The sequence below is a fragment of the Microbacterium sp. P5_B6 genome (genome assembly GCF_056400345.1).
In genome coordinates this window covers 158,579-171,185 of record NZ_JBFULL010000001.1, presented here as the reverse complement: position 1 = coordinate 171,185, position 12,607 = coordinate 158,579, and the positions used below count along the sequence as shown (strand labels likewise).

Below are 12,607 nucleotides of genomic sequence, written 5' to 3'. Positions count from 1 at the left end.
TCCCATGCCGCCCCGCGACGTCTCCCCCTTTAGGCTGGCGCGATGAGCAGCGTCGCTCCGCATGACCCCGCCGCCGCACGCGGCATCGCGCGCGCGACCCAGTCCGAGATCTACCGGGCGGGGATCAGCGGAAGCCGTCCCCGCGTGCCGATCGACCCGGCCGCACTCGAGGCCGCGGCCCGCAAGGCGCTGAGCGCCGAGGCCTTCGCCTACATCGCGGGCGGCGCCGGCGCCGAGCGCACGGTCGCCGCGAACCGGGCCGCCTTCGAGCGATGGCAGGTCTGGCCGAGGCCCCTGCGCGACGTCTCGAGCCGCGACATCTCGATCGACTTCCTCGGGGTGCGCCGGCCGACCCCTCTCCTGCTCGCGCCGCTCGGCGTCATGGAGATGGCTCACCCGCAGGCCGACCTCGCCATCTCCCGGGCCGCGGCGTCGCTCGGCGTGCCGTACACCCTCTCCAACCAGGCATCCTTCGCCATGGAGGCGGTTCGGGATGCCGCTCCCGCCGGCGCGCGGCTGTTCCAGCTCTACTGGTCGGCATCCGATGCGCTGAACGAGTCACTGCTGCGCCGGGCCGAGGCATCCGGGTGCGAAGCCATCGTCGTGACCCTCGACACGCACCTGCTCGGCTGGCGCACGCGCGATCTCGAGCTCGCGTACCTGCCCTTCACGCGGGGGCTCGGAATCGCGCAGTACACGAGCGACCCCGTCTTCCAGGAGCTCGTCCGCGAGCACGTGCGGCGGGGTCCCGACCCCGCGGCAGCTGCCGCTCCCGCCGTTCGCCTGACGCCCAGGACGATCGCCGCGGGAGTCACGATCGCACGGAAGGGCGGCGCCGTCACCGGCGAGGGCGTGCGCGCCAACCTCCGCTCACCGCTCCCGCGGGCAGCCGTCGAGACCTTTCTCGACGTCTTCTCGACCCCCGCGCTGACCTGGGACGACCTGGTGAAGGCGCGTGCGTGGACGAGTCTGCCGATCATCCTCAAAGGGATCGTGCACCCCGACGACGCGCGACGGGCGGTGGATGCCGGCGTCGACGGGGTGTGGGTGTCCAACCACGGCGGACGGCAGATCGATCAGTCGGTCCCGACCCTGGACGCGCTCCCGGGCGTCGCCGCCGCCGTCGCCGGCCGGATGCCCATCGTCTTCGACTCCGGGGTGCGCGGCGGCGCTGACGTCTTCGTCGCCCTCGCGCTCGGAGCGACGGCCGTCGCCCTCGGACGGCCGTACGCCTACGGGCTCGCGATCGCCGGCGAGACGGGCGTGCGGGAGGTGATGCGCAACATCCTCGCGGAGTTCGACATCACTCTGGGGCTCTCAGGCCGCACCTCGATCTCCGAGGTCGGAGAGGACGCACTCCGCGCGGGGTGAACCCCCGGAAAGGCGGGGGACAGCCCCCGCGCGGGATGCCGTGCCCGCGCCTAGGGTTGTCCCGTGACGTACCAGAATCCCGCGCCATACGGCGGACTCCCCGCTCCCATGAACCCCTCCGACGAGAAGCTGTGGGCTGTCCTCGTCAACCTCGGCGGCCTGCTCTTCAGCTTCGTGCCCGCGCTGATCGGCTACCTCGTCCTCAAGGACCGCGGTCCGTTCATCAGGGCGCACACCGCCACGGCGCTGAACTTCCAGCTGACGCTGCTCATCGCGTACCTCGTCGGGGGCATCCTGACCGTCGTCCTGATCGGCATCCCGATTCTCGTCGTCGCCGGGATCCTCGCCATCGTGTTCCCCATCATCGCGGCGGTGAAAGCCGGTGGCGGTCAGTGGTTCACATATCCCCTCAGCATCCCGTTCGTCCGGTGAACGACGCCGTGTGAGAGGGCCGATGCATCCGTGCATCCCGCCGCTTATGCTTGCCACATGATGGCCGGCTCACGGCGCACTCTCGCCGGTTCACCCTCCTCGCCCCCGCAACGTCGCAGGGGGTCCTCGCGGCTGGTCGGTGCGTCCTCCCTCGCGCTCGTGGCAGCCCTCCTGCTCTCGGGATGCTTCGGCTCCGACCCCGAGACCGCCGAAGGCGTGAACGGCGATTTCGCGGACGACGGCTGCACGAACGTCGTCGTGGCGACGTCGTCCGAGAAGGTCAACATGCTCGACGCACTCGCCGACGCCTTCAAGGACTCGCCGGAGCACGCGGGGCTCGACACCTGCGCGACCGTGCATCCCATCAACGTGTCGTCGGGCGATGCCACCCGGTACCTCACGTCCGGCGAGGACTGGCCCGACGAGAACGAGCGCCGCTGGCCGTCGATGTGGTCGCCTGCCTCGACGGTGTGGACCGACCGGGTCGCGGCAGCGGCATCCCCCTCCCTGGTCGGCGATCCTGCGTCGTTCACGCACACCCCGGTGGTGTTCGGCGTCCCGGAGACGATGGCGCGCGCGCTGGGATGGCCTTCGGCGGCGATCGGCATCTCCGACTTCGCCGCACTGTGCTCCGACCCGGCGGGCTGGGGGAGCGTCGGCAAAGAGCTCTGGGGCTCGTTCAAGATCTCGAAGACCAACCCGAACACCTCGACGACGGGCCTGTCGACCATCCTCATGCAGTCCTATGAGGCCTCCGGCAAGGCGTCTGGCCTCACGGCGGAGGACGTGGCCGCAGCGGCGGACTTCTCTCGCGTCTTCGAGGAGTGCGTCATCCACTATGGCGACACCACCGGCAAGGTCCTCTCCCGCCTGTACAGCCAGACGCAGGAGGGGTCGAGCGGCTCGGGTTACGTCTCGGCGATCGCCGTCGAGGAGACCTCACTGCTCAACTACAACCAGGGCAACCCCGACTCGCACACGGTTCAGCCCGGTGAGAAGCTCACGCCCCCGAAGGAGAAGCTGGTCGCCGTGTACCCCGAGGGCGGCTCGATGTGGTCCGATAACCCGGTCACGGTGCTCGGCGCCGACTGGGTGACCGCCGAGCAGCGCGAGGCGGGTCTCGCGTTCGCCGCGTTCCTGCAGACGAAGGATGCCCAGAAGATCCTGCCCGAGTACGGCTTCCGGCCGCTCGACGAGTCCGTGTCGCTCGGCAAGCTCTTCTCCGAGGCGTACGGCGTCGACCCCGCCGGGCCCGCCGTCACGCTGCCGAAGCCCTCGGTCGAGGTCGTATCGGCGGCGATCGACCAGTGGACGCAGATCCGCAAGCCGTCGTCGGTGCTCGAGGTCATCGACATCTCGGGCTCGATGGACGACCCCATCGGCGACGGCCGCTCCAAGCTGGACGGCGCCATCGAGGGCGCCCAGAAGACTCTCGGTCACTTCCGCCGCACCGACGAGGTCGGGGTGTGGGCCTTCACCACGGGGATCACCTCCGCCGCGGGCGAGAACCTCGCAGTGCTGCGGGACGTCTCGCCGCTCGCGTCCGACCTCGAGTCGCTGCAGTCGTCGATCGAGGACCTCCGCTTCTCCAACCGTCAGGGCACCCCGCTGTACGACGCGATCGCCGCCTCCTACGAAGAGATGACGAGCCGGGCCGAGCCCGGCCGCATCAACGCGATCGTCGTGCTCTCGGACGGTCAGGACACCGACTCCCAGATCTCGCTCGACTCGCTGATCGCCAAGATCGGCGCCCAGTCGCGCGAAGGCGCCGACGCGGCACCGGTGCGCATCTTCCCGATCGCATACGGTGAAGGCGCCGACACCGCCGCACTGCAGCGCATCGCCGAAGCCACGGGCGGCCAGTGGTTCGATGCGTCGGATCCGGCCAAGATCGACCTGGTCTTCGCCTCGGTCATCAACAACTTCTAGCCGGCGGGAGGGCCATGCACGTTCCGCCGATCACCGTCGCGCTCTCGACCGGCGGTTACATCGACGACGCGGTCGACGCGCTCGCCGGCACCCATGTCTATGTGTCGTCCGAGGTCAGCGGCGCCACGGCTCTCGCCGGGCAGCTCGAGCAGCAGATCGGAGATGCCTCGATCGGCGTCGCGGTCTTCTCGGACAACGCGTCACTCGAGGCATCCGGTCCCGAGATCGTCGCGGAGATCGCGTCGCAGACGGGCTACGACACGATCATCGTGGCGGTGGGCGACGACCTCTCCGCAGGGTCGCGGGTGCTCGAAACCGGCGAGGCGATGCTGATCGCGAACCAGGCCGAGAGCTCCGCCGACTCCGTCGAGGATGCTCTCACCCAGACCGTGAGCGAGATCAGCACCTCCTCGCAGCCGTCCGACCCCGATCCGACCGGCCTCGACGGCGGAGTCATCGTCGGCCTGGCCCTCACGGTCGCGGTCCTTGTGGGCGCCGGCATCGCGGCTGTGCGCGTGGTCCGGTCTCGCGGTCGGAGGAGTGGTGCCGACGACGACATCCCGAGTGGACTCACCACGCAGATCGCGGCGCTGAAGTCCCTCAGCGCCGAATATGCGGCGGTCGGCGCATCGGGGAATCAGGTCGCCGCGCAGACGGGGCAGGAGATCGGCGTCCTCGCCGACAACGCCGCCGAGCTCTTCGCCCGGCTGGATGGACGCAGCGCGGATGACCAGCGCAGCATCGCGGCCGTCGAGTACGACGACAAGCTGCGGAAGCTCACGGCAGCGCTCAACCGCGACTATCTCCTCGACATCCTGACCCATCCCCACCTCTGGGATGACCCGGACGACCGCATCCAGGAGGTGCTGGAGGGACTGCACGAGGTCTCGGCCGAGCTTCTGCAGAACATCAAGCAGGTCAACGCGCGGCGTGGCCTGCACTTCCAGGTGTCGCTCGACGGCCTGATCGGCGGGCGCAAGGAGCTGCAGGACTGGGACCGGGCCTTCAACGACGCGGCCGACGAGGGCCCCACCGGCGCCCCCTCCCCGTAGTCGACTGTCAACCACGCGCATCGCTCACCGGCGAAACCACCCAGTCCGCGCGAATCCATCCATTTGCACGCGCGAAAGGGGGTGGATTCGAGCGAAGCTGGTGGACTCGGCGCGCCGTGAGTAGCCGCAGTGCCCTCAGAGAGTCCGGATCCGGGCCGGATAGGATTGACGGATGCCGCGCCTCTCGCGGCATCCCTCCCCCATGTCGCGGAATCCCGCGAAAATCCCTCACCCGACCATTGGAGCCACCGTGGCCGAGCAGTCCCGTCTCGACAAAGTGATCGCCCTCGCCCGCCACCGCGGATTCGTCTTCCAGGCGGGCGAGATCTACGGCGGATCCCGTTCGGCGTGGGACTACGGACCCCTCGGCACCGAGCTCAAGGAGAACATCCGCCGCCAGTGGTGGCAGACGTTCGTTCGCGGCCGGGGTGACATGGTGGGCCTCGACTCGTCGGTGATCCTGCCGAAGCGCGTATGGGAGGCATCCGGCCACGTCGCGACCTTCACCGACCCGCTCGTGGAGTGCCTGCAGTGCCACAAGCGGTACCGCGCCGACAACCTGATCGAGGACTTCGAGGCGCGCAAGGGCCGCCCGGCCGAGAACGGCCTCGCCGACATCCCGTGCCCCAACTGCGGCACGAAGGGCCAGTACACCGAGCCGAAGGCGTTTTCGGGCCTCGTGAAGACCTACCTCGGCGTCGTCGACGACGAGTCGGGCCTGCACTTCCTGCGCCCCGAGACCGCGCAGGGCATCTTCGTGAACTTCTCGAACGTGCTCACGGCGTCGCGCAAGAAGCCGCCGTTCGGCATCGGCCAGGTCGGCAAGGCGTTCCGCAACGAGATCACCCCCGGAAACTTCATCTTCCGCACCCGCGAGTTCGAGCAGATGGAGATCGAGTACTTCGTACCGCCTGCTGAGGCGCAGGAGTGGTTCGAGCACTGGGTCGAAGCCTGCTGGAACTGGTTCCTGGACCTCGGCGTCGACGCCGAGAACATCCGCCGCTTCGACGTCCCCGAAGAGGACCGAGCGCACTACTCTGCCGGCACCATCGACGTCGAGTACCGCTTCGGCTTCCCGGGCAAGGAGTGGGGCGAGCTGATGGGCGTCGCCAACCGCACCGACTACGACCTCGGCAGCCACACCGAGGCCTCGGGTCAGAGCCTCACCTACTTCGACCAGGCGTCGGGCGAGAAGTACGTCCCCTACGTGATCGAGCCGTCGTTCGGCCTCACTCGCGCCATGATGGCGTTCCTCGTCGACGCGTACCACGAGGAGGAGGCGCCGAACGCGAAGGGCGGCACCGACACCCGCACGGTGCTCAAGCTCGATCCTCGCCTCGCTCCGGTCAAGGTCGCGGTGCTTCCGCTGTCGCGCAACGAGCGGCTGTCGCCGGTCGCACGCACGCTCGCCGACGACCTGCGCGCGAACGGCTGGAACACCGACTTCGACGACGCCGGCGCCATCGGCCGGCGCTACCGCCGCCAGGACGAGATCGGCACACCGTTCTGCGTGACGGTGGACTTCGACACGCTCGACGACCAGGCCGTCACCGTCCGCGATCGCGACACGATGGGCCAGGAGCGCGTGCCGCTCGAGGGTCTCATCGACTTCCTCGCGGATCGCCTGCGCGGGGCCTGACTCGCAGCCGCGTTCACGCGCGTTCGGTCAGGGCCCGGATCTCTCTCGGATGAGCGCGTCGATGACCCTAGCTGATTCGGCCCCAGTGCCCGGCGGTCAAACCGGCGTCCCCCGGTTCCATCCCGGCTTCTGAATCAGCCGTTCGTCCTCCTGGTGCAGTCGGCACGACTCGGCGAGCAGAGCGAACGGTTCGGAGCCGGCCTTCGGGATCGCGAAGGGGCCATTGCCGGCAAGGGCCTGCTCACCGGGGTCGAGAGGAGTGCAACTTCGGGCCGGTCTCCTCGAAAGCGGGCCCACGATGCTCCTCGGCCGTCACCGTCGAGCAGATCGCGCGACACCTGGTCGACTCCGCTCCGCAGTCGCTCGACGGGGACGTCGACATATCCGCTGAATCGGGCGGCCTCCACGTCGCTCGCGAATCGCCACGCGCGACGTGTCGCCGTGTCGGTGAGGAGGAATCCGTGGTCGAGGTCGCCCGTCAGGGTGAAGCCGTCGACCGGCAACGCGTTGCCGGCGTCACCGATGGTGATGAGATGTCCGAGTGGGCGCAGGCCTCGCGCGTTGCGCTTGTCGTTCGCGAACGCGAGCGTCAAGTACCGATCGACATCGCCGGTGGACGGCGCCTCGAAGACCACGCCGCGATCCTTGTCGCGCCACGTCTTGGAGACGACCCACTTCCCTCCTAGGTCGCGGACGTCGAGCGTGACCTCGTCATCCACAACGGAGAACCCGTCAGCGTGCTCCATCACTGCACGAAGGGCGCCTTGGAGCCAAGACGTCACCGCGGTGAGCGAGGGCGGGATCATCCGAGGATCTCCAAGTCGGTGAGTTCGTCGATGGGAAGGAAGGTGAGTTGCCTCGCGCTCGTCCGTCCCGAGGGCCACCCCCGCCATCGACGCAGGAAACCGCGATTCAGCCATCACCATCCTCCTTCAGAGAGGTACGTCGCGGCGCGCCGTGGGGAAGCCGAAGCCGAGTCACTCGAGAGACGAGGACGCCGGATCGCTCACATGGTCTCGTTGCCTACAGACGCTGGGTGCCGTATCGCGCGGCGCGAGCATCCCGGGCATCGAGGAACGCCACTCGCTCCTGCGTCATCAGGTCGGGTTCACAAAGGCCGGTACCGGCGCTCCCCGACCATGCGAACGAACTGCGCCGCTTGCTGAGGGGTGACGGACTCGAGGTCGGAGTCGATAGGGAACAGGATTGCGCGGGACACGCTGCCGTGCGCGTCCGGTTTCCACTGATCGACGTCGCGCAGCACCTGGTCTTCATGACCTTCCGGCGTGAAATGGCGTCGGAGAAGCGCCTCCGGAACGCGATTCGCGTCGAATCGCGCGAAGTACCGGTCGACGTCCTGCGGGTCGCTGGGAGGGGTCGTTCCCACCGGCTCCCGGACCTCCGTGATCACCAGCTCGGGGTCTTCGGGCGACAGCTCGGTCTCCCACCACACCTTGTCGACGCGCGGCAGTCCGAGTCGGCCGGCGAGCTTCTCGTCGGCTGTTCCGGCCAGCACGCCGCCGCGCCGGTTCACGCTCAGTTCGACGGCTTCGCCGCGGTACACACCGAAGTGGCGCGTCCGTTCGAGGTCCGTGACCTCGCCGGGGCCGAGGATCTTCGTGTATGTCCCGACGCCGTAGCGGTCGATGAAGCCCAGAGCCCGCGACGCGGGGTCCGACGTCGTGATAACCAGGTTCCCTTCGACGTCCCGGTTGGCGGAGTACCGCTGCCCCTGAAATGTCGCATAGAGACCGTCTCGCTCGAGCGGGTCACTCATCATTCTCCGATCCTGCGGAATGCACCGTCGGTGTATACGGCGACCGGCGTCTTGACGCCATCACGGACGATCGAGATCGTCGCGCCTTCGGGGGGAAGGAACCGGTCCCGGGAAACGAACTCCGGAACCATGACGTCGGCGCGGGCCGCCGTGAATCCGTTCCCTGTGAACGGCTCCGGCCAATCCGCTGCGCCGCCGAATCGCTCCGAGTAGGGCACGTCGAACGCAGCGTCAGCGCCGGCGACGAAATCGATCACGGCGAATCCCTCGGCATCGGGACGCGTGAACGCGCTGTCCGCGTAGTCGAGGCGCAATTCATCGACGACCTCGTCCAGCAGGCGCGCCCCGCCGTCGTAGTCGGCCGCACGGGTCATGAACCCGCCTATCTGCTCATAGCGACCGTCGATGTAGTTCTCGACGTCGTCCAGCGCGATGACCTTCGACATCGGCGTCCCATCCGATACGTCGGGAACGGAATCGCGCAGCTCCCGGAGGAGATCGACCTGCCCAGGGGTCAGATCTGTGGCTGGGACCCGCCGCAGGTCGTTGATCTCCGCCGCGGTGGTGTCGTGACGATCCAGCACCTCGGTGACGAATGCCTGATCGTCGATGCCGCGCGCGGACGTCGTGTCGGGCTGCGACGGTGCAGCTTCGTCCCTAGCGGGCCAGTCGATCTCGCTCGCGCCGGCAGGGGCATCCACGTGACCGAAGATCTCGCGCTGCTCCGCCTCCAATCGTGCGCCGGTGTCGGCGTCCAGTCCTGGCAGCCGTGACTGCTCGTAGAGACCGTGCGCCTCCATCTTGGCCGCGAGGCTGGCATCAGTGTGGAACTGGACCTCGATGATCCGTCCGCTGGACGGGTCGACCCAGTTGGTGTTGATTCCCTGGTAGCCATCCGTGCCCCAAGAGTTCTTGATTCGACCGGTTGGTTCGTAGCCGCGGGCGACGAGGTCGTGCATGATGCCGTCGACCGTCGCCGTGTAAGCGGTGTCGGGGACGACATACGTGTAACGCACGCTGTCCTTGATGCCCGAAACCACTGACGCGGAAGAAGCGCCGTCCGGAAGCTCGTCGAGCGCGGTAGCGACCTTGCGGTACATCGACTCGTCGCTCTTCAGGCGGTACTCGAGGCCCTCGAGGCGGACGCCAGGATGGGAGGACAGAACATCCTGCATATCGGCGGTGATCGTGGGCTCGGCACTCCGAGACCCTGCCATGTAGTCGTCGACGGCGGCGCGATCGGTCGCCGACAGTGACAGGTCTGCTCCCTCGGAGCTGGTCCAGCCGGCGTCGCCACCGTCCGCAGAGGCGCCGTTCGCGGATGCGCCGTCGCCCTGCTCGGCCCATCCGCTGTCGCCGGTGGTCTCGTCCCGGGTGCCCTCGACGCCGTCGAGGTCATCCTGCATCTCGGAGGCGCCGTGACCGCCCGACGCATCACTGCCTGAATCCTCGCCCGACCCTCCGGAACCGCTCGTGGTGTTCGGGTCGACGGTGTCCCCGCCGCCGCGCGTCGTGGTCTCGGGGTCGCGGACAATCGTCGACTCGCCTGCGCCACCGGTCTCGGTGCGGACGGGTGCTTCGCCGACGCTGGAGTTGACGGGGCTGGCTCCCGTTTCTCCGCGGACGCCGCCGGCGTTCACGAGCTCCGGCTCCCGGACGGGCGCCGTGACCGAGGCATCCACCGCTCCGTCGCCCCCGCGCACCCCGCTGAGGGCGTTGTCGAACGAGCCGGCGGGCAGTTCGATCTTGCCGCCGGGGAACTCGAGGACGGGGATGCCGTTGTCGGCGTGGGCGGTGACGGTGTTGAGGTCCACGCCCCAGTCGTCGAGCGCCTTGACCGCCGAGGCGGCGTCCGTGGCGGTGTAGACCTCGATGTGCGGCGGGTCGAGCTTGGCGCCGAGGTCAAGACCGCCGATGAGGTTGTCGAGGGAGCCCAGGCCGAGGCCGCCGACCCGGACGGCGCCGTTGACGGCCAGCGATGCCGGGTCGACGAGGTCGACCACGCGGGCCATCTTGGACAGCACGGATGCTGCGGTCCCGGCGGTCTTCACGCCGGTGATCGCGGCGCCGGCGGGGATGAGGATCGTGCCGACGTTGAACACCGATTCGCCGAGGGCGGTGCCGGGGTCGTCGGCCCACTTGTCCCACGCGATGAGGGCCTTGCCGGTGTTCACGGCGGCTTCGTCGGCTTTGGCTTTGAAGTCGCGGACCTCCTGCGGCAGGAATCCGCCTCCGCCGAAGGACTCCATGCCCTGGTCGGCCCAGAGGAGGGGGCCGAGGATCGCCGAGTTCATCGCACCCGATGCGACGAGCAGGCCGAGGCTCCCCCACGCGGCGCCGTAGGCGTCCCCCGAGAACCAGTCGCCGGTGGCGGGGTTGTAGCCGAGCACGAGCGTGCCGAGGCCCTCGACGGTGCCCCAGACCCCGCCGACGAGGAGGCCTTCCCAGAGGAAATCCTTGAAGACGAACTTCGCGGTCGCCTCACCGCAGCCCTCCGACCGCTCCACCGGCGCACCCCAGGGCATCTCGGTGCCTTCGGGGATCTCGTCCAGGCCGTAGCCGAGGGGATCGTTCTCCGACGAGTAGGCGTGCAGCGGAGCACCGCCGAACAGGGCCCGGATCGTGTTCGCGCATGTGCGCTCGGCGTCCCAGAGAGCGACCTGCTGCGCGTTGACCTGGCCGATCAGATCGTTGTTGCGGTCGACGTACTCCTGGACCTCGTGCCACTCCTTCGTGACCGTCTGGTACTTCGGGATGTCGGACGCCGGGGCGGTGGTGCCACCGACCGAGTACGGCGAAGAGCCGGCAGCCGGCGCGGTGGCGTAGTAGCCCTGCGTGCTCAGATACGCCGGGTTCAGCTGCTGTACCGTCACGCCCCCGGCGATCTCGCCTCGGAACGCCTCTGCCTGCAGGCGCAGCGAATCCAGCTCCGCCTTGATCGGCCGCACGTCAGCGGCGAATCGCTTCAGGGCGCCGGCGACGGCCTCGAGGTTGTCGCCCGCAGTGGTCGCCTGCGCCGACACGGGCTGCATCAGGCCGAGCAGAGTGCCCGCCTCGGGCGCCTCGTACACGCCGGCCATGCCCTGCCACTTCAGGTGGACATTCGATCCGTTGTCACGGACCGATCCGCCGATCGTGTCGATCGTGGAGGCGTTGGACTCGATCGCGTCCGGGTCGATGTCCTTGCCCGGGATCTGGGTGGGGTCGATCGCGGACGGCACTCAGCTCACCCCCGGCGGGAGGTGCGTCGGATACACCGCGGCGACCGACGCGGACTGCGCGTTCGCCGCCATCTCGAGATCCCCCGCGACATACGCCTCGGTGGCTTTCACGACTCCGGATGCTGCTGCCCCGATGCGGGTGTTGATGCCCTGGAGACGCGGGCCCTCTTCGAGCGTGAAGTACGACTGGATCGCCTCGGAGATCGCGCCGGACTGCGTGGCCACGACAGCCCCCTCCATGGCGGGGCTCAACCCGTTCAATGCCTCACCGAGGGCGGTCGCGTACGTGTTGACGTCCGTGAGGACGGCCACGACCCCCGACGGCTGGATGCTCCAGTGCGTCATCGATCAGCTCGATCGGTCAGCCGATCGACTCCACAGCCGCACGCGCCTTGCGCAGCGCGTCCTGCGCGGACTCGTCGTTGCGCTCCAGCGAGGAGCGGAGGGTCTGGACGATGCCGCGCACCTCGGCGGCGGCGTTCTTCCAGCGCGTCTCCTTGGCGCGGTAGTCCTCCGACACGCCTTCCGCGGCGTAGTCCGCCATCGCGGCCTGCACATCGCGGTCGCGCTGGTCGATCAGCGCCTCGAGCTGCGAGGCGACGCGGTTGAAGTTGTCCTGTGCGTTCTGGGATGCCGCGATGTCGTAGTCGCGGCGGTCGCTCTGGTTCGCCATGTCTCTCAGTCCCTTCGGATCAGCGGCTCGAGCCGAAGCGTGCCGCGTCGAACGACGACCCCGCCTCGAGGCTCTGGGTCTGGTCGACCATCGCGGACTCACCCTCGATGAACGAGCGGTTCATCCCGCCGATGCCGCCGAGCACGCCGTCGAGAGCTGCCTTGAGCTCCGCAGAGATCGCGTCCGTGCGTCCCTTGAAACGGTCGAACGCCGAACGCCCGGCGCCCTGGAACCGGCCCTCGAGCGGCTCGGCCGCTTCGAACAGCTGCCGGACCAGGACCGAGAGGTCATCGCTCGACCCCGAGGTGGCCTTGCTCAGCACGGTGAGGGTATCCGCACCCATCGCGAACTTCATCCGTCGTCATCCCTTCATTTCGGCGCAGGAACGTCGCCGACCCGATCGACTTGCATGGACTGCCCCTCAGGCTAACCGATCACTGCGAAAGCCCATGTCCCCCTTTTCGGGGACAAGCACCGACCTTGTGCCGCCGCGAGCGAGGGTGATGCCGCTCG

General features: G+C 68.7%; 11 protein-coding genes. 5 read left to right on the top strand and 6 right to left on the bottom strand.

Features of this window, described 5'->3' with window-relative positions; translation table 11 throughout:
• Window positions 1-42 precede the first annotated feature (42 nt).
• The 5 genes from AC1DP3_RS00720 to AC1DP3_RS00700 all read left to right on the top strand — a co-directional run bounded on the left by AC1DP3_RS00720 (window position 43) and on the right by AC1DP3_RS00700 (window position 6,423).
• Window positions 43-1,371 (top strand): alpha-hydroxy-acid oxidizing protein, encoded by a 1,329-nt coding sequence (locus AC1DP3_RS00720; protein ID WP_477290275.1) that lies wholly within the window; start codon window positions 43-45, stop codon window positions 1,369-1,371.
• A 63-nt stretch (window positions 1,372-1,434) separates the two neighbouring features.
• Window positions 1,435-1,803 carry a DUF4870 domain-containing protein gene (locus tag AC1DP3_RS00715; RefSeq protein WP_477290273.1) on the top strand — a complete coding sequence of 123 codons (369 nt, stop codon included), beginning with the start codon at window positions 1,435-1,437 and terminating at the stop codon, window positions 1,801-1,803.
• 57 nt (window positions 1,804-1,860) lie between these two features.
• Window positions 1,861-3,732, top strand: coding sequence for a substrate-binding and vWA domain-containing protein (locus AC1DP3_RS00710; protein WP_477290271.1), 1,872 nt, complete (start codon window positions 1,861-1,863; stop codon window positions 3,730-3,732).
• Window positions 3,733-3,746: 14 nt separating this feature from the next.
• Window positions 3,747-4,784 (top strand): hypothetical protein, encoded by a 1,038-nt coding sequence (locus tag AC1DP3_RS00705; RefSeq protein WP_477290269.1) that lies wholly within the window; start codon window positions 3,747-3,749, stop codon window positions 4,782-4,784.
• 250 nt (window positions 4,785-5,034) lie between these two features.
• Window positions 5,035-6,423: a glycine--tRNA ligase gene (locus tag AC1DP3_RS00700; RefSeq protein WP_477290267.1), complete on the top strand. Its 1,389-nt coding sequence runs from the start codon at window positions 5,035-5,037 to the stop codon at window positions 6,421-6,423.
• Between the two features lie 134 nt (window positions 6,424-6,557).
• Here the strand turns inward: AC1DP3_RS00700 and AC1DP3_RS00695 are convergent, their stop codons facing one another.
• The 6 genes from AC1DP3_RS00695 to AC1DP3_RS00670 all read right to left on the bottom strand — a co-directional run bounded on the left by AC1DP3_RS00695 (window position 6,558) and on the right by AC1DP3_RS00670 (window position 12,449).
• Window positions 6,558-7,229 (bottom strand): Imm61 family immunity protein, encoded by a 672-nt coding sequence (locus tag AC1DP3_RS00695; protein ID WP_477290265.1) that lies wholly within the window; start codon window positions 7,227-7,229, stop codon window positions 6,558-6,560.
• Between the two features lie 302 nt (window positions 7,230-7,531).
• Window positions 7,532-8,200 (bottom strand): hypothetical protein, encoded by a 669-nt coding sequence (locus AC1DP3_RS00690; protein WP_477290263.1) that lies wholly within the window; start codon window positions 8,198-8,200, stop codon window positions 7,532-7,534.
• Entirely contained in the window at window positions 8,200-11,421 is a 3,222-nt protein-coding gene (locus AC1DP3_RS00685) for a hypothetical protein (protein WP_477290261.1), read from the bottom strand. The genes AC1DP3_RS00690 and AC1DP3_RS00685 overlap by 1 nt, the downstream gene beginning before the upstream one ends.
• Window positions 11,422-11,766: a DUF6507 family protein gene (locus tag AC1DP3_RS00680; protein ID WP_477290259.1), complete on the bottom strand. Its 345-nt coding sequence runs from the start codon at window positions 11,764-11,766 to the stop codon at window positions 11,422-11,424.
• Between the two features lie 16 nt (window positions 11,767-11,782).
• Window positions 11,783-12,094 (bottom strand): pore-forming ESAT-6 family protein, encoded by a 312-nt coding sequence (locus AC1DP3_RS00675; RefSeq protein WP_477290257.1) that lies wholly within the window; start codon window positions 12,092-12,094, stop codon window positions 11,783-11,785.
• A 19-nt stretch (window positions 12,095-12,113) separates the two neighbouring features.
• The gene (locus AC1DP3_RS00670; RefSeq protein ID WP_477290255.1) at window positions 12,114-12,449 is read right to left on the bottom strand and encodes a hypothetical protein; all 336 of its coding nucleotides are present in this window, start codon (window positions 12,447-12,449) and stop codon (window positions 12,114-12,116) included.
• Window positions 12,450-12,607 lie beyond the last annotated feature (158 nt).